Source organism: Micromonospora narathiwatensis (assembly GCF_900089605.1).
Taxonomy (GTDB): domain Bacteria; phylum Actinomycetota; class Actinomycetes; order Mycobacteriales; family Micromonosporaceae; genus Micromonospora; species Micromonospora narathiwatensis.
This window is the reverse complement of the sequence record NZ_LT594324.1, coordinates 1,872,776-1,889,011: the sequence shown is the minus strand read 5'-3', so window position 1 is coordinate 1,889,011 and position 16,236 is coordinate 1,872,776. Positions and strand designations below refer to the sequence as shown.

Genomic DNA, 16,236 nt, shown 5'->3' with positions numbered 1-16,236 from the left:
TCGCCCGGGAACGGGCAGTCGGGCGCGGAACGTCAGTTGCGCATGGCGCGCAGCGACTGGCGCAGCGAGGACATGGTGGCCAGCACGGCGGTCGGCTCGTACCCGCAGTGCGCCATGCAGTTCGCGCAGCGGGCGTCACGGCCCCGGCCGTAGCTGTCCCAGTCGGTCGAGTCCAGCAGCTCCCGGTAGCTGGCGGCGTAGCCGTCGGCCATCAGGTAGCAGGGCCGCTGCCAGCCCAGCAGCGAGTACGACGGGATCGCCCAGGCCGTGCAGGGGAAGTCCACCCGCCCCTCCAGGAAGTCCAGGAACAGCGGCGAGTGGTTGAGCCGCCAGCGGCGGCGCCGGCCCCCGGCGAACGCCTTGCGGAACAGTTCGCGGGTCTCCGTGACGCCCAGGAAGTGCTCCTGGTCCGGCGCCCGCTCGTAGGCGTACGCCGGGGAGAGCATCATCTCGTCCACGCCCAGGTCGTCGTTGAGGTAGTCGAGCACCTCGATGACGGTCTGCGGGGTGTCGGTGTTGAAGAAGGTGGTGTTGGTGGTGACCCGGAAGCCGCGCCCCTTGGCCTCCCGCACGGCGGCCACCGCGGCGTCGAACACGCCGTCCTTGCACACCGCCGCGTCGTGCCGCTCCCGCAGCCCGTCGATGTGCACGGTGAACGCGAAGTACGGCGACGGCCGGAACTTGTCGATGTGCTTCGGCAGCAGGACGGCGTTGGTGCACAGGAAGACGTACTTCTTGCGCCGCACCAACTCGGCGACGAGGGTGTGGATCTCCGGATGCATGAGCGGCTCGCCGCCGGCGATGGAGATCATCGGAGCACCGCACTCCGCCACGGCGGCGAGGGCCTGCTCCACCGGCATCCGGCGCTTCAACAGGTTCGCCGGCTGCTGGATCTTGCCGCAGCCCGCGCACTTGAGGTTGCAGGCGAACAGCGGCTCCAGTTCCAGCAGCAGCGGGAACTGTTTACGGCCGCGCATCTTCTGTTCCATCAGGTAGCTGGCGATCCGCAGGCTCTGGCGCAACGGCATGCTCACGGCTGACGTACCTCCTTCGGCAGGGTGAAAGCGACGTCCTCGACGGTCGTGGTGTGCTCGCTCACCTCCCTCGCCCCCAGCCCGGTGAGCGCGGCGACGACCTCGTCGACCAACGCGGGCGGCGCCGAGGCGCCGGCGGAGACGCCGACCGTCGCGGCCTCGGCCAGCCACCGCAGGTCCACCCGGCTCACGTCCTCGACCAGGTACGCCCGTGCGCCGGCCCGCTCGGCGACCTCCACCAGTCGGCGGGAGTTCGAGGAGTTGTCCGAGCCGACGACCAGGACGACGTCGGCCTGGGCGGCGACCTCGATGACGGCCTGCTGCCGGTTGGTGGTGGCGTAGCAGATGTCGTCGGAGCCGGGCCCGGTCAGCGCCGGGAACCGGCGGCGCAGGGCCTCGGCGACCCCGGTCGCCTCGTCGGTCGCGAGGGTGGTCTGCACCAGGTAGGACACCCGATCCGGGTCGTCCACCCGCACCGTCTCGGCCGCGGCCGGGTCGGGCACCAGGCGGATCCGTCCGGGCGCCTCGCCGAGCGTTCCGTCGGTCTCCTCGTGGCCGGCGTGCCCGATCAGCAGCACGGTGTCGCCCCGGCCGGCGAACCGGCGCGCCTCCGCGTGCACCTTCGCCACCAGCGGGCAGGTCGCGTCGATCACCGGCAGCCGCCGGTCGGCCGCCGCCTGGCGTACCGCGGGCGCCACCCCGTGCGCGGAGAAGACCGTCAGGCCGCCGTCCGGCACCTCGTCGAGTTCGTCCACGAAGACCGCCCCGCGGGCCCGCAGGTCGGCCACGACCCGGGCGTTGTGCACGATCTGCTTACGGACGTAGACCGGCGGGCCGTGCTGGCGCAGCGCCTGCTCCACCACGGCGATGGCCCGCTCCACCCCGGCGCAGAACGAACGGGGCGAGGCCAGCACGACCTGCCGCAGGCTGCTCGCCGCCGCCCACTCGGACAGCGCCGCCGCCACGACGGGCAACACGGCCAGCGCGGTGCGGATCCGGCGGAGCGTGGCCGGCCGGTACAGCGACCCGGCCGCGGGGTCGGCGACCACCCGGACACAGGCCGCGGGCCGCTCGCCGCGTCCGGCCAGCAACCACGCCGACTCGCAGTCGGCCACCAGCGCGCCGGTCGCGGCCAGCCGGGCCCGGGCCGCGCCGTCGACCAGCCGGTCGGTGCTGAGCACGGGCCCGACGTGCACCCGCAACCCGCGGCGGCGCAGGGCCGCGGCGAGGAGGGGAGCGTCCGGCAGGAGCACCACCCGTGCGGGGCCGTCGTGCGCCGACGGGTCCACGCGTACCTCGCTGGCCACCACGACGTCGCCGGGCGCCAGCCCGGCGGCCAGTCCGCCGCCAATCCCGGCGACGGCGACCGGGGCGCTCCCGGCCGGGCGCCGGGCGGCAACCGCCCGGGCCCGCCGCGGCCCGACGCCGGTACGGCGCAGCGTCGGCCGCCCGGACGAGGCGTGGTGGGCCAGCCCGCGCCGCAGCGCCGAGGCCTCCAGACGCATCGGCGCGTACAGCGTCCAGGGCGGACCGTCCAGCGGTGCGGTCACGGCAGTGCCTCGGCGTCGAGGCCGGTGGCGCGCGCGTCCAGGATCCGGCCGAGAGCGCTGATCGGGAAGACCAGCCGGTACAGGCCGTAGTTGATGTAGAAGTCGCCGGGGAAGCCGGTACCGGTGTACTGCGGCTCGTCCCAGCCGCCGTCCGGGCGCTGGGTGTCGACCAGCCAGCGCACCCCGCGAGTGGCCGCCTCCCCCGATCCGTGACCGGCGGCGTGCAGCGCCAGCAGCGCCCACGCGGTCTGCGACGCGGTGGACTCGCCGCAGCCGATCCAGGCCGGGTCCCGGTACGAGCGCAGGTCCTCGCCCCACCCGCCGTCGGGATTCTGGTGCGAGAGCAGCCAGTCGACGGCCCGGCGGATCGCCGGGTGCCCGGGCCGCAGGCCGGCGGCCACCAGGGCCGGCACCACCGCCCCGGTGCCGTAGACGTGGTTGGCCCCCCAGCGGCCGAACCAGGACCCGTCCGGCTCCTGCGTCCGCAGCAGCCAGGCCACGCCCCGGCGTACCGGCACCGTGTCGGCGAAGTTCTCCGCCGCCAGCGCCTCGACGATGTGCGCGGTCACGTCGGCGCTGGGCGGGTCGATGACCTCGCCGAAGTCGCAGAACGGGAGGTCGCCGAGCACCTCCCGGGTGTTGTCGGCGTCGAAGGCGGCCCAGCCGCCGTCGCGGCACTGCATGCCGAGCAGCCACCGGGTCGCCCGCAGCACGGCCCCGTCGGCCGGCAGGTCGGTACGCCGCAACGCCATGATCACCTCGGCGGTGTCGTCGGTGTCGGCGTACCCGTCGTTGTCGAACTCGAAGGCCCAGCCACCGGCCGGGGTGTGCGGCCGGCGGACCGCCCAGTCGCCGCGGACCCGGATCTCCTCGCTGAGCAGCCAGGTACCGGCCCGGTTCAGGGCGGGATGCCCGGCCGGCAGTCCGGCGTCGGAGAGCGCGGTGACGGCGAGCGCGGTGTCCCAGACCGGTGACTGGCAGGCCTCCAGCCAGCGCATCGGGCCGTCCGGGCCCGGCTGGCGCACCGTGAACCCGTCCAGCCCGGCCAGGCCGCTGCGCAGCACCGGGTGGTCCAGCGGGTAGCCGAGCAGGTGCAGCGCCATCAACGAGTACACCCAGGGTGGCTGGATCCCGCCCCACGATCCGTCGGCCTCCTGGCGCGCCACGATCCACTCGGCGGCCCGGCGCAGCGCGTTGCGGCGCAGCGGGCCACGGGCGATCCGCTCGTAGCCGGCGGCGAGCCGGTCCAGGCGGTGCAGCACGCCCGGCCGGGAGAGCAGCCGGGGTGGCCGTGGTGGCGCGGCGGCGACGTGCAGTTCGTGGACGGTGAAGCCGAGGTCCCGCACCGGGCGCAGCGCGCGGACGATGGACAGCGGGACGATGGTCTGCCGGGCCCAGCAGGCGAAGTCGTAGATGTTGAACGGCATCCAGGGCGGCAGCAGCACCAGCTCGGGCGGCACGGCGGGCAGCCGGGACCAGGGCCAGTGGCCGAACAGGGCCAGCCAGAAGCGGGTGAAGACGCGGCTGGCGGCCAACCCGCCGTGCTCACGGACGAACGCGGCCGCGCTCGCCATGTGCGGCGCGTCGGGCCGGTCATTGGCCAGCCGCAGCGCGAGGTACGCCTCGATCGTGGTGGACAGGTCTCCCGGGCCGCCGTGGAAGAGGGCCCAGGAGCCGTCCGGTCGCTGCTGGGAACGGATCCACCGGGCCGACTCGGCGGTCTGCTCCGCGGTGCGGATGCCGAGGAACTGCCGCAGCAGGAGGTCCTCGGCGTCCATCGTGACGTTGGTGGCCAGGTCGCCCTTCCACCAGCCGGCTTCGTCCTGCAACCCGAGCAGGTGCTCGCGGGCGCGGCGCAGGGCTTCCCGGGCGGCGTCGGCCGGCGCTTCGCCCACCGGCGGGGCGGCGACGACTGACCCGGTGGGCTTCGGCGAGAGCAGTTCGGTCATCAGTGATCCCGTCCGGTGATGAAGGTGGTGATGTCGGCGAGTTCGCGGCGTACGTGGTCGGGCAGGTCCAGGGCGGCCAGTTCCGAACGGGCCAGCTCGGTCTCCCGCGCCGCCCGCTGCCGCGTCCACTCGCGCGCCCCGGTCGCCTCGATCAGCGCGGTCGCGCGGGCCACGTCGTCGTCGGCCAGCGGCGCCGGCGACCGGTACAGCTCGGCCAGCGTCCGGCCGGCCCGGCCGCCGTCGGTCACCGCCCGGACGACCGGGATGGTGCGCTTGCGGGCGCGCAGGTCGGAGCCGACCGGCTTGCCGGTGCGCCGCGGGTCGCCCCAGATGCCGAGCAGGTCGTCGACGAGCTGGAAGGCGAGCCCGAGGTGCAGGCCGAACCGGGACAGCCCGTCGACCAGCCCGGCGGGGCCGCCGCAGAGCAGTGCACCGAGCGTGCACGAGCCGGACAGCAGGGCGGCGGTCTTGTCACCGGCCATGGTCAGGCACTCGTCGAGGGTGACGTCGTCGCGGTGCTCGAACGCCAGGTCGGCGGCCTGTCCACGGATCAGGGCGCGCACGTCCAGGCCGAGCCGCCGCACCGCCGGAACGCCGCCGGGGACCTCGGCGAGGGCCTCGTACGCCAGCCCGATCAGGGCGTCCCCGGCGAGGATGGCCGAGCTGACCCCGAACACGGTCCAGGCGGTGGGCCGGTGGCGGCGCTCGGTGTCGCCGTCCATCACGTCGTCGTGCAGCAGGGAGAAGTTGTGCGTCAGCTCGACCGCGGCGGCGGCCGGCACGCCGGCCTCGGGTTCGGCACCGGTCGCCTGGGCCGACAGAAGGGCCAACGCCGGACGCAGTCCCTTTCCCTGGCAGACAGCTGGTGACCCGTCGGCGTTCCAGTAGCCCATCTGGTAGCCGGCGACCAGCCGGTTGCCCGGGTCCAGCCGGTCCAGCAGCACCCGGATGGCCGGTTCCACGTGGGTGTGGATCTGGCTGGTGCTGTGGCTGTGCGCGATGGTCATCGTGCGGCCTCCGTGTGGTGTCGGGGCCGGGACGCGAGCTGGCGGGCGACGACGTCCGCGGCCTCCTGGCCGCTGCGCACCGCGCCCTCCATCGTGTCCGGCCAGCCCGTGTCGGTCCATGCGCCGGCCAGCACCAGCCCGGGTAGGCGGGTCGTCGTGGCCGGCCGGTACGCCCGGGTGCCGGGTGCCTGCCGGAAGGTGGCCCGCGGCTCCCGGGTGACGAACGCGTCGCGTACCGGGGTGTGCCGCGCGGCGGGAAACAGCGCGGCGAGCGCCGCGCGTTGGGCCGCCACCAGTTCGGCGGCGGGTCGGTCGATCTCGGTGTCGGCGGCTGACAGGGACACCACCACCTGCTGCGCGTCGTCCGGCAAGGGCCGGGTGAAGATCCACTGTGCCGGGGACTCCACGGCGGCGGCCATGGTCAGCTCGGTGACCCGGTGCGCGTAGCGCAGGTGCACGTTGACGATCGGCGCCGCGCCGAGCCGGTGCCAGTCGCCGGCGCCGGGCGCGGCGGCCGGCGGGACCAGCGCGGCCGCGACCGGGTGTGGCACGGCCAGCACGACCGCGTCCGCGGCGATCTCGCCGTCGCTGAGGCCGACACGGAAGCCGGCGGATTCCGGGTGGATCCACCGGACCCGGGACCGGGTGTGCACCCGGGCGCCGAGCTCGTGCAGCAGCCGCCGGGCGGGGACGGCGTGCAGGTCGGTCAGCGGGACCAGCGGGCGGCCGATGTCGCCGGCGTCGGCGCTGTCGAGCAGTCCGGTGCGGAACACCCGGGCGGCCAGGGCCAGCGACGCGTGGGCGCTGGGCAGGTTCAGCGCGGCCACGGTTACCAGGTCCCAGAGTCGACGCACCGCCCGCTCGCTCTGACCGTGCTCGGTGAGCCAGTCGCCGAAGCTGCGCGCGTCGGTCTCCGGCAGGTCGGGGTCGACGTGCCGGAGCGCGGCGGCGGCCCGCACGGCGGCGAGCCGCTCCGCGGGGCCGAGCAGCCGGTAGCCGGCCAGCCCGGGCAGCAGGTGTGCCGGCGCCGGCAGCCGGCGGCGGGCCAGCAGGTGCGGTGCCCGCCCCGGAAGCAGCACCGGCACCGCGAACCGTGGTTGCACGTCGGCGTCGTCGGTGACGCCGAGCCGGTCGAGCAGCCCCCGGTAGGCGTGGTAGCACCGGAGGAAGACGTGCTGGCCGGTGTCCACGGTCAGCCCGTCGCGGCGGAAGGAGTAGGTGGCTCCCCCGAGTTCGGGTCGGCTCTCCAGCAGCGTCACCGGCAGTCCCTGGTCGGCGAGCCGGACCGCCGCGGCGATGCCGGCCAGGCCGCCCCCGATCACGCACACGCTGCCGGCGCCGCCCGGCACCCGTGCGGCGGTCATGCGGAACGTCCGACGAGCGCGCGTGCGGCCACCCACGCCTTCTCCCGGCCGGGCAGCGACACCCGGCTGCGGGTGACCGCCAGCGGGTCCGCCGCGATCCGGGCGAGCAGCCGGCGGTAGATGCCGGCCATCGCCGCGGTGCAGGCCGCGCTGCGCCGGTCCAGCAGGGGCAGCAGCCGCAGCCCGAGGTCGTACCACTCGGCGGCCCGGCGCGCCTGGAAGCGGACGAGTTCGGCCAGCCGCTCGGGCGGGTCGGCGAACCGGCCGTCGTCCAGCCGCAGGGTGCAGCCGAACCGGTCCAGATCCTCGGCCGGCAGGTAGATCCGCCCGTTCACCCGGTCCTCGACCAGGTCGCGCAGGATGTTGGTCAGTTGCAGCGCCACGCCCAGGGCGTCGGCCAGCGGTTCGGCCCGGCCCGGGTCGGTGGCGCCGAACACCCCGAGCGAGAGCCGGCCGATCGAGCCGGCCACGCAGCGGCAGTACCAGCGCAGGTCGTCGAAGGTGTCGTACGTGCGGCCGGTCACGTCGGCGGCACACCCGTCGATCAGCTCGTCGAAGGCCGCCAGCGGGATCGGCATCCGGACCGCGGCGTCCGCGAGCGCGGTGAGCACCGGGTCGCCGTCGTCGTTGCCGGGCAGCCGGTGCAGCGCCGCCCGAATCCGTGCCAGGTGGTCCAGCTTCTCGTCCGGCGGCAGGGTGCCGTCACCGATGTCGTCGATGCGCCGGGCGGTGGCGTAGATGGCCGACAGGGCGCGGCGTTTCACCGGCGGCAGCAGCCGGATCCCGTACGCGAAGTTGGCGGCCTGGCTGCGGGTGATCTGCTCGCAGCGCCGGTAGGCCCTGTCGACGTCGCAGATCGTGGTCATCCGGCGCTCCTCACGGTGGCGGCCAGCCAGCGGTGCAGGACGCGCCGGCCCCGGGGGCGGACAGTGGTCGGCAGCGGGTCGTAACCGGCCGCCGCCAGCGCGTCGAGGGTCGCCCGGCCGCCGGCCAGGTAGCCGCTCACCGCGAGCCGGGCCCAGCCGTGCAGGGCCGCCACGAGCGGGGCTCCGGCGTCGAGCCACGCCCGGGCCCGCTCCGCCTCGAACTCGATCAGGTCGCGGAGCCGGCGGCTGGCCGTGGGACGGGCGAGGTCGGCCTCGGTGACGTCGAACCGGTCCATGTCCTCCGCCGGCAGGTAGATCCGGCCACGCTGGTGGTCCTCGGCCACGTCCTGCAGGTGTTCGACGAGCTGCAACGCCGTGCAGACCCGGTCGGACAGCGCGACCCTGTCCGGTCCCACCTGCCCGAAGACGTGCAGGACCAGCTCGCCGACCGGGTTGGCCGACAGGGTGCAGTACCCGACCAGCTCGTCGAAGGTGGCGTACCGGGTCACCCGCTGGTCGACCCGGTTCGCCTCGATCAGCCGGACCAGCGCGCCGAGGGGCAGCCGGCACTCGGCCACCGTGGGGGCGAGGGCACGCACCACCGGGTGGGTCACCTCGCGGTCGGCGTAGAGGGACCGCAGCTCGGCCTCGATGTGGTCGAGGGCGGCGAGCCGGTCGGTCGGGTCTGGCAGGGGCTCGTCCCCGAGATCGTCGACCTGGCGGGCGTAGGCGTAGACCGCGAGCAGATGCCGGCGGTAACGGCCGGGCAGGACGCGCAACGCGACCGGGAAGTTCTCCCGCGACCGGGCCTGCTCGACCCGGCGAACCGCCGCGACGGCCGTGCGTTGGCTCATCACTATTCCTTCCTGGCCGGGCACGGGGCCGACGGTGTCTGCTCGTCCGGGCAGCCCCGGTGCGGACGCCGCCGCTGTCGTGGGGCGTACCGCCCGATGCGGGCTGGAGCGGTCGGTGCGGTACCGCTCCTGGTGATCGGCGGCGCGGGTGGCGCCGGGGAAACACCGACCCCCGAAGCCAGCTTGAATTCACCTTAACCATGCAGATCGGTGCCAATTCCCTGAATCCCGCCAAATGCCCTGAGCCGAGGCCGGGCTCGGGTGGCCCCGGCTCAGGCCGTGGCGGGGCGCTGGGACGCGGCCGCCGTCGCCACGTCGACCGGGTAGACGCGCCGGACGGTAAACAGGAGGAGCCCGTTGGCCAGCAACGGGACGAGCATGATCAGAAACGTGTCGCGCAGACCGACGGCGTCGGCCTGCCCGGCCGCGCCGCCCAACCGGTCGGCCAGCCACCCGAAGGTGGCCGGGGCCCCCGCCTCGGCCACGAGCCGCAGGACCGTCCGCAGACTCTCCGCCCGGCCCCACAACTGGCCGGGCACGATGTCCAGCCGGGCCGCGTCCAGCGGTGGATTGGCCGCCGCCAGGGCGGCCGCACCGAGCGCGATCAACGGCAGCGCCATCACCAACGAGGACAGCCACACCCCCGGAACGAAGAAGATCGCGGCGGCGACGTAGCCGATCGCGGGCACGACCACCCGTACGCTGACCCGGCCCCGGGCCAGCGCGCGGTCGGCTAGCCGGCCGGCGAACACCACCCCGGCGAGCGCCGCCGCCCCGATCACCACCAGCGGAGCACCGAACTCGGTCTGCGAGATGCCGAAGTGCCGTACGGCGAAGATGACGACAAAGGTGCGCAGACCCGCGAAGAAGAAATATCCTGTCGCCGAGGCCACGATCAACAGCCGGTTGGTGGGAATCGACAACAGGTAGACCGCGGCCCGCGGGATCGACCACTGGTTCGGGTCCTCCCGTAGCACCCGGCCGCGGACCGGCTCGATGCCCTGGGTGGACACCACCGCCCACGCGCGGTCGGCGGCCGGTCGCCCCGGGCTCGGCTGTCCCGGTTCGGCTCCGCCCCGCTGCGGGGACGGCCAGCTCGCACCGCCCCGGGCGGGCTCGGGCAGCAGCCGCCACAGCGCCACCGCCAGCCCCGCGCTGACCGCCCCGAGCAGGAAGAACGCGGCCCGCCAGGAGATCGTCGCGGCGATCTCGCCGCCGGCCAGCAGGCCGAACCCGGCACCCAGGATCTCGCCGGTGAGAATCCAGCCGAGGACCGTCGCGCGCTCGGCGGGTGGGATGAGATCCCCGGTCAGGGAGACCACCACCGGGCCGGACGCGGCCACCGCGGCACCGAGCAGCAGCCGGGACGCGAGCAGCCACCAGTAGTTGGGCGCCAGCCCGCCGGCGACCATGGCCAGCGCCCACAGCGCGACGGTGATCACGAGCAGGCGTACCCGGTTGGTCCGGTCGGCGAGCACCCCCAGCGGCACGCACGCGAGCACACCCACGCCCGATGACGCCGTGGCCAGCAGGCCGAGCCGGGCGTGGTCGATGCCCAGCCCCGCCTCCAACTGCATCGCCGCCGCACCGATCGTTCCGACGTCCGCGCCGTTCAGCGACAGCACCATGGCGAGCAGGATCACGGGACGGAACACCCCCGGCCCGAGCGACAGCCGGCCGGCCGGCCGCGCGCCACCACGCTCGTTGCCGTCCCGGCCCGCCCCGTCCGACCTGGCCATCGCCGTTCGACCCGCCGTTCTCGGACACCGGTCGGCGCCCCGTTCTCCGACTCTGCCGCACCGGTGCGCCGTCCACGTCGCAATCGGTGATGCCGACCGGGGCCAGGCCATCTGCCGCAGCCGGGGGACCGACCGCGCGGGTGGCGAGCCGTGGGAGGGATCCCCGGTGACGGGCCCGCCGGTTAGGATCCAGGTGGATGCCCACTATGGACGGGGAGGTCACGGTGGCGGACATGACGTCGGGGGTACGACCAGGGCCGGAGCAGCCGCCGTCGACACGGATCGACCCGTCCGTCCCGCACCCGGCCCGCCGCTACGACTACTGGCTCGGCGGCAAGGACAACTTCGCGGCGGACCGACGCTCCGGCGACGCCGTGGCCGCCGCGTACCCGGCGATCCGGACCACCGTGATCGAGAACCGCCGGTTCATGCGGCGGGCCACCCGCTACCTGGCCGCCACGGCCGGCCTCCGGCAGTTCCTCGACATCGGGACGGGCATCCCCACCAGCCCGAACATGCACGAGGTCGCCCAGGAGATCGCCCCCGGCTCGCGGGTCGCGTACGTCGACAACGACCCCATCGTGCTCGCGCACGCGCGCGCCCTGCTGACCAGCGCGCCGCAGGGCGCCACCGCGTACGTCGACGCGGACCTGCGCGACCCGGAGCGGATCCTGGGTCACCCCGACGTCCGCGCCACCATCGACCTGGACCGGCCGGTCGGGTTGATGCTCGTGGCGATCCTGCACTTCCTGACCGACGCCGACGACCCGTACGGGATCACCCGCCGACTGGTCGAGGCCCTGCCGTCGGGCAGCCATGTGGTGATCTCGCACGCCACCACCGACCTGGTGCCGCGCGAGGTCGCCGCCACCGCCGCGCCGGTCACCACGACCAGCATGATCGACATGGCCTTCCGGACCAGGGACGAGTTCGCCGCGTTCTTCGACGGCCTGGAACTCGTCTCGCCGGGCATCACCCCCGTCACCGAGTGGCGTCCCGACGTGCCGCCGGAGCACCGGACGTCGGTCGCGCAGGCGTCCATGTACGCGGCGGTCGCGCGCAAGCCCTGAGCCCGGGCCGTCCTCCCACCCGTCGGACCGGCCGGCCGTCACCGCGGCTCCGTCGCCACCTCGGTCCAGGGTTGGGTCAGATGCGCGGTGGCCAGCACGGTGCGACGGGCCCTGGCTTCGGCGAGCAGCCGCTGACGGGTCCGACGGGCGACGTCGGGGTCGGCCTCGTACCGGTAGGCCACCCCCGGATCGACGAGTTGGACCGCGTGCACCAGCACGTCACCGGTAACGATCACCTGCTCGCGGCCGTGGTCGACGACGACCGACTGGTGACCCGGCGTGTGGCCCGGGGTGGGGATGACGCGGATCGATCCGCCCGACCGGCCAGGGGCGGTGGCGAGGCGGGTGGCGCCGTCGACCTCGTCGAGCTGGCCGGTCACGCGCAGCGGGTCGACGACGTACGCCCGGGCCGCGTCACCGTCCGGGAGTGCGGCCACCTCGCTCCGCTGGACCACGTAGCGGGCGTTGGGGAACATCGGCCTCCCGTCCAGCCCGACGGACCAGCCGAAATGGTCCTCGTGCAGGTGGGTCAGCACCACCACGTCGACGTCCACGGGGTCGATTCCGGCGCGCTCCAGCTCGGACGGCAGCCGGCCCGGCGTCGGCGCCCAGCCTCCGGCCGGACTGCCGTCGGGCCCCACCCCGGTGTCGACCAGCGTCAGCCGGCCCCGTGGCCCGCGGATCGCGTAACAGCGGAAGTCGAGCCGCCAGGTCTCCCCGGGGCCGAACGCGCCGGGGTCGACGCCCCGGGCGAGGTCCCAGGCGTGCGGGGTGGCCTGGGGAAAGGCCACCTGCCGGTCGAGGAAGAACGGCCCCGCCGCGTCGAGCAGCGGGATCACCTCGAACGCGCCGACCGATCGTGCCGCCACCGCCGGCCGCTCCTTCCTGCCGGACGGGTCGGCGCTCGCCGGGTCGCCGGCGCCGGCGCCGGCGACCGTCAACGCCGTGGCGGCGAGCAGGAAGGTCCGTCGCCGTACCGCGGGGGAAGTCTCGTTCACGGTAGCCACCTCTCGTCCGGTCCGGGCGACGCACCCGGCGCGTCAGGCACCGACGCTAGAACCGGAACGGGTACGCCGGGGCGGCCGTGGCGCGGCACCGACCTGATCCTGCCGATACGTGGCCGGATCTCACCGCCGGTCCGACCTGCTCCGGTTCCTAGGATCGATGCCACGAACCCGGTCCCTGCCGCCCGGCGGGCGGCCGCGTGAGGCGGAGGAGGTCGCCGGATGCCGCTGGACGGACCCGGGGTGGCCGTGCTGGCCTACGCCGGCGCGGGCAGCTTCGACTACGTGACCGTCAACGAGATCTTCGGCGTGGACTACTCCGACCGGTTCGGCTCGTGGTACCGGACCCGGACGTGCGGGCTGGTGCCGGGTCCGGTCGACCTCGACGGTGGGGTCACCGTACGGGCGGCGTACGGGCTCGACGACGCGGAACGCGCCGATCTGCTGGTGGTGCCGGGGTGGACGAGGGAGCGGGAGAGCCCGCCTCGGGCGCTGCTGACGACCCTGCGCCGGGCACACGAACGTGGCGCGCGGATCATGTCGATCTGCACCGGGGCGTTCGTGCTCGGGCACGCCGGCCTGCTCGATCGGCGGCGGGTCACGACGCACTGGGCGATGGCCCCGCTGCTCGCCACGCTGTTCCCGGGCGCGACCGTGGACCCGCGTGCCCTGTTCGTCGACGACCGCCGCGTGCTCACCTCCGCGGGGATGTCGGCGGGGATGGATCTCGCGCTGCACGTCGTACGCGGAGACTTCGGCGCGGACGCCGCCGCCGCCCTGGCCCGACGGCTGGTGCTGGCCGGCTACCGCAGCGGGGGCCAGGCTCAGTTCGTCGACTCGCCGCTCAGCCCCGATCCGGGTGACCCGCTGCCGGACCTGCTCGACTGGATGCGCCAGCACCTGGCGCAACGGTGGTCGCTGCACTCGCTGGCAGCCCGGGTGCACATGAGCCCGCGTACCCTGGCCAGGCGCTTTCAACGCCTCACCGGGATGAGCCCGCACCGCTGGCTGGTGCGGGAGCGGATCCTCGCCGCGCAACGGCTGCTCGAAACCGGTGACGAGTCGGTCGAACAGATCGCAGCCCGGACCGGCATCGGCTCGGCCGGCAACCTGCGGCACAGCTTCCGCCGCGAACTCGGCATCTCGCCCCAGGCGTACCGCACGGCGTTCCGCTCCCGTCAGGACACTCGGAGCCATTGACCTTCATCACTATCGACTTCTAGGTTCTGTTCATGATTGTCAATGTTCGCGGGTTCCTCGCGATGCTGACCGCCGTCGCGGCGACCACCGTCGTCGGCCTGCCCGACGCGGTCGCCGCAACCGTTCTCCCCCTCAACGACCTGGGCAGCGGCAGCTACCTCGGCTTCCAGGGCGGGCTGTATCCGGCCGGCCGGAACACCATGCCCGACACCCACCGCACGGCCGGAGTCACCCGGGCCCTACGCGTACGCCCGCTCGACAGCGCCGGCACCCCGAGCGCCGGCGGCAGGTACGTCCTGCTCTCCATCGGCATGTCCAACACCACCCAGGAGTTCTGCTCGGCGGACACCGGCGGGCCGTGTGCGCCGTACTCCTTCATCGGCCAGGCCGCCGCGGACCCACAGGTCAACCACGACAAGCTCGTCATCGTCGACGGCGCCGCCGGAGGCCAGACCGCGGGCACCTGGGACGCGCCCACCGACGCCAACTACGACCGGGTCCGGGACACCCGGCTGGCGCCCCTCGGCCTGACCGAGCGACAGGTGCAGATCGCCTGGGTCAAGGTCGCCAACGCCCAACCGTCGGTGTCCCTGCCCGCGGCCAACGCCGACGCGTACCAGCTCGTGACGCAGCAGGGCAACATCCTCCGCGCGCTGCGCAAGCGCTACCCCAACCTGCAGCAGGTCTTCTTCTCCAGCCGGATCTACGGCGGTTACGCCACCACCAGCCTCAACCCCGAGCCGTACGCCTACGAGACCGGCTTCGGCGTCAAGTGGGTGATCCAGGCCCAGGTCACCCAGATGTCGGGCGGCGGCATCGACCCTCGGGCCGGCAACCTGGACTACAACGGCACCGCGCCGTGGGCGGCCTGGGGGCCGTACCTCTGGGCCGACGGTCTCCAGCCCCGCTCCGACGGGCTCACCTGGCAACGGTCGGACTTCGGCACCGACGGGACGCATCCGGCGATGTCAGGACGACAGAAGGTGGCCAGCATGCTGCTCCGCTTCTTCAAGACCTCCCCGCACACCGCCTGCTGGTTCACCGTCGGCGGCACCTGCGGTTAGTCGGGCGACGGGGAAAGCGGTGGGCATATCACGCGGTCCCTCCACGGTGGTCCTTCGGAGCATCCGGTGCGGACCTTCGGCGGGCACGTCGCCCCGCGGTGACTGGTAGCGTACTGCGCGCTCAACAGTTGACCCGACAACGCCAGGCAGGGGAAGACAGTGGCTGAATGGCAGGGAGACATCCGGCGGGCGTCGAGCGCCGACGCCCAGCTCGTCGCGACGGTGATGGCGGAAGCCTTCATGCGGGACCCGGTCAGCGGATGGATCTTCCCGGACGAGGAGCACCGGGCGAAGGCGCACCCGGCGTTCTTCGGCGCGTTCGTCGACCTCGTACTCGATGCGGGTGAGGTCTATCTGGCCGGCGAGGGCGCGGGCGTCACGCTCTGGCTGCCGGCCGACGGCGACGACGAGGCCGACGAGGGACCGGACCTGTTGCAGACCCTCGAGGCGTCGGTCGGGGCGGACGCGACCAAGCGGTTCGCGGTCCTCGACGGGATGATGGCGGCCAACCACCCGAGCGAGCCGCACTGGTACCTGCCGTTCATCGCGGTACACCCGGACCGGCACAGCCAGGGAGTGGGATCCGCCCTGCTACGTCACAAGCTCGCCCGGCTCGACGAGGCCGGCTCGGCGGCCTACCTCGAGGCGAGTTCGCCGCGCAACGCGGCGCTCTACGCCCGGCACGGCTTCGCGTCCGGTTCGTCCACCCTGGACCTGCCCGACGGCCCGAGCCTCTACCCGATGTGGCGCAACCCCGCCTGACCAGCGTGCCTGCCCCGCCCGGGCGGGGCGGGCACGTCAGCGCCGTACGCTGACGGTGGTCGCGTCGAGCGCGGCGACGACGGCGCCGAGAAGGCTGTGCAGCGGCGGCGGAAGAAGCTTTCCGCACTCCCGCATCCGCGCGGTCACCTGCGCGTCGAAGACGTTGGGGCCCAGACCCACCGCCTCGATGAGCGCGGCGAGCAGCAACGATTCCACATCGAGGTCGGCGGCGTTCTGACGCATCATCATCGCGGTCAGCCGAACCCGTGGTGAGGCCGCCTGGTTGGGGTCGACCGCCGGCCAGCGGACGGACCGGCCGAGCAGCCGCCCCTGCTCCCGGCGCACCACCCCGGCGGTCGCCAACCGGGTGCCGACCCGCTCGCAGATGTTGAGGTGATCGCGCAGATACCGTATCCACAGCCGGATCGGGTGCGCTCCCTCGCGTCGCATGATCTCGGTGGCCAGCAGATCGGTCAGCGGCTCCTGCCACAACCGTCCATCGATCGCCGCCATCCTGCCGTCCTCCACGGCAATCCGACGCTCGAACATCAACTCGGCGAGAGCGGCACCGGCGAGGCCACAGTCGAGCCGATCGGCGGCTCCGTGCGGTTTACCGGAGAACTCGTCATGACCGATGAGAAACAGCGCGTCTGCGAGCCGGTACGTCGGGTGTGCGCTGGGGTAGGTCATGAGTCCATCCTCAACAGCCGGCCTGAGCGTCGACACGGCACGGTACGGCATGACCACGCGCAGTTCAATTCGGACAACGGTCG

The 16,236-nt window shown here is 73.9% G+C and carries 14 protein-coding genes; 4 read left to right on the top strand and 10 right to left on the bottom strand.

Features of this window, described 5'->3' with window-relative positions:
* Window positions 1-32: 32 nt before the first annotated feature.
* The 8 genes from hpnH to GA0070621_RS08450 form a co-directional block, all read right to left on the bottom strand.
* Window positions 33-1,028, bottom strand: a complete 996-nt coding sequence (hpnH, locus tag GA0070621_RS08485; RefSeq protein ID WP_231921031.1) for an adenosyl-hopene transferase HpnH — start codon at window positions 1,026-1,028, stop codon at window positions 33-35.
* A gap of 2 nt (window positions 1,029-1,030) precedes the next feature.
* Window positions 1,031-2,584 (bottom strand): 4-hydroxy-3-methylbut-2-enyl diphosphate reductase, encoded by a 1,554-nt coding sequence (gene ispH / locus GA0070621_RS08480; RefSeq protein ID WP_167666714.1) that lies wholly within the window; start codon window positions 2,582-2,584, stop codon window positions 1,031-1,033.
* Window positions 2,581-4,533, bottom strand: a complete 1,953-nt coding sequence (gene shc / locus GA0070621_RS08475; protein WP_091192926.1) for a squalene--hopene cyclase — start codon at window positions 4,531-4,533, stop codon at window positions 2,581-2,583. The genes ispH and shc overlap by 4 nt, the downstream gene beginning before the upstream one ends.
* Complete coding sequence (locus tag GA0070621_RS08470; RefSeq protein ID WP_091192923.1) at window positions 4,533-5,540, bottom strand: polyprenyl synthetase family protein; 1,008 nt, start codon at window positions 5,538-5,540, stop codon at window positions 4,533-4,535. The genes shc and GA0070621_RS08470 overlap by 1 nt, the downstream gene beginning before the upstream one ends.
* A complete protein-coding gene (hpnE, locus tag GA0070621_RS08465; RefSeq protein ID WP_091192922.1) occupies window positions 5,537-6,904 on the bottom strand; it encodes a hydroxysqualene dehydroxylase HpnE in 1,368 nt (455 codons plus the stop codon). The genes GA0070621_RS08470 and hpnE overlap by 4 nt, the downstream gene beginning before the upstream one ends.
* Window positions 6,901-7,770, bottom strand: a complete 870-nt coding sequence (gene hpnD / locus GA0070621_RS08460) for a presqualene diphosphate synthase HpnD (protein WP_091192920.1) — start codon at window positions 7,768-7,770, stop codon at window positions 6,901-6,903. The genes hpnE and hpnD overlap by 4 nt, the downstream gene beginning before the upstream one ends.
* Entirely contained in the window at window positions 7,767-8,624 is an 858-nt protein-coding gene (gene hpnC, locus GA0070621_RS08455) for a squalene synthase HpnC (RefSeq protein WP_091192918.1), read from the bottom strand. The genes hpnD and hpnC overlap by 4 nt, the downstream gene beginning before the upstream one ends.
* Before the next feature lie 272 nt (window positions 8,625-8,896).
* Complete coding sequence (locus GA0070621_RS08450; RefSeq protein WP_157739896.1) at window positions 8,897-10,363, bottom strand: MFS transporter; 1,467 nt, start codon at window positions 10,361-10,363, stop codon at window positions 8,897-8,899.
* Between the two features lie 233 nt (window positions 10,364-10,596).
* Between GA0070621_RS08450 and GA0070621_RS08445 the strand changes: the two genes are divergently transcribed.
* Entirely contained in the window at window positions 10,597-11,433 is an 837-nt protein-coding gene (locus tag GA0070621_RS08445; protein ID WP_091202190.1) for an SAM-dependent methyltransferase, read from the top strand.
* 38 nt (window positions 11,434-11,471) lie between these two features.
* Here GA0070621_RS08445 and GA0070621_RS08440 read toward each other — a convergent pair whose 3' ends face one another.
* Complete coding sequence (locus GA0070621_RS08440) at window positions 11,472-12,431, bottom strand: MBL fold metallo-hydrolase (protein WP_167666712.1); 960 nt, start codon at window positions 12,429-12,431, stop codon at window positions 11,472-11,474.
* 228 nt (window positions 12,432-12,659) lie between these two features.
* Here GA0070621_RS08440 and GA0070621_RS08435 point away from each other — a divergent pair, with 228 nt between their 5' ends.
* From GA0070621_RS08435 to GA0070621_RS08425, 3 genes are all read left to right on the top strand, one after another.
* Entirely contained in the window at window positions 12,660-13,637 is a 978-nt protein-coding gene (locus GA0070621_RS08435; protein ID WP_091192910.1) for a helix-turn-helix domain-containing protein, read from the top strand.
* Window positions 13,638-13,669: 32 nt separating this feature from the next.
* The gene (locus GA0070621_RS08430; RefSeq protein WP_157739895.1) at window positions 13,670-14,701 is read left to right on the top strand and encodes a hypothetical protein; all 1,032 of its coding nucleotides are present in this window, start codon (window positions 13,670-13,672) and stop codon (window positions 14,699-14,701) included.
* A gap of 159 nt (window positions 14,702-14,860) precedes the next feature.
* The gene (locus GA0070621_RS08425) at window positions 14,861-15,463 is read left to right on the top strand and encodes a GNAT family N-acetyltransferase (RefSeq protein ID WP_091192904.1); all 603 of its coding nucleotides are present in this window, start codon (window positions 14,861-14,863) and stop codon (window positions 15,461-15,463) included.
* A gap of 36 nt (window positions 15,464-15,499) precedes the next feature.
* Here the strand turns inward: GA0070621_RS08425 and GA0070621_RS08420 are convergent, their stop codons facing one another.
* On the bottom strand, window positions 15,500-16,153 hold the full coding sequence (locus GA0070621_RS08420) for a GOLPH3/VPS74 family protein (RefSeq protein WP_091192900.1): 654 nt from the start codon (window positions 16,151-16,153) through the stop codon (window positions 15,500-15,502).
* Between the last annotated feature and the right edge of the window lie 83 nt (window positions 16,154-16,236).

Coding starts and splice junctions, on each gene's coding strand:
- shc (WP_091192926.1), bottom strand. CDS start 4,533: ATGACCGAACTGCTCTCGCCGAAGCCCACCGGGTCAGTCGTCGCCGCC.
- hpnC (WP_091192918.1), bottom strand. CDS start 8,624: ATGAGCCAACGCACGGCCGTCGCGGCGGTTCGCCGGGTCGAGCAGGCC.
- GA0070621_RS08450 (WP_157739896.1), bottom strand. CDS start 10,363: ATGGCCAGGTCGGACGGGGCGGGCCGGGACGGCAACGAGCGTGGTGGC.
- GA0070621_RS08470 (WP_091192923.1), bottom strand. CDS start 5,540: ATGACCATCGCGCACAGCCACAGCACCAGCCAGATCCACACCCACGTG.
- hpnH (WP_231921031.1), bottom strand. CDS start 1,028: ATGCCGTTGCGCCAGAGCCTGCGGATCGCCAGCTACCTGATGGAACAG.
- GA0070621_RS08420 (WP_091192900.1), bottom strand. CDS start 16,153: ATGACCTACCCCAGCGCACACCCGACGTACCGGCTCGCAGACGCGCTG.
- GA0070621_RS08445 (WP_091202190.1), top strand. CDS start 10,597: ATGACGTCGGGGGTACGACCAGGGCCGGAGCAGCCGCCGTCGACACGG.
- hpnD (WP_091192920.1), bottom strand. CDS start 7,770: ATGACCACGATCTGCGACGTCGACAGGGCCTACCGGCGCTGCGAGCAG.
- hpnE (WP_091192922.1), bottom strand. CDS start 6,904: ATGACCGCCGCACGGGTGCCGGGCGGCGCCGGCAGCGTGTGCGTGATC.
- GA0070621_RS08430 (WP_157739895.1), top strand. CDS start 13,670: ATGATTGTCAATGTTCGCGGGTTCCTCGCGATGCTGACCGCCGTCGCG.
- GA0070621_RS08435 (WP_091192910.1), top strand. CDS start 12,660: ATGCCGCTGGACGGACCCGGGGTGGCCGTGCTGGCCTACGCCGGCGCG.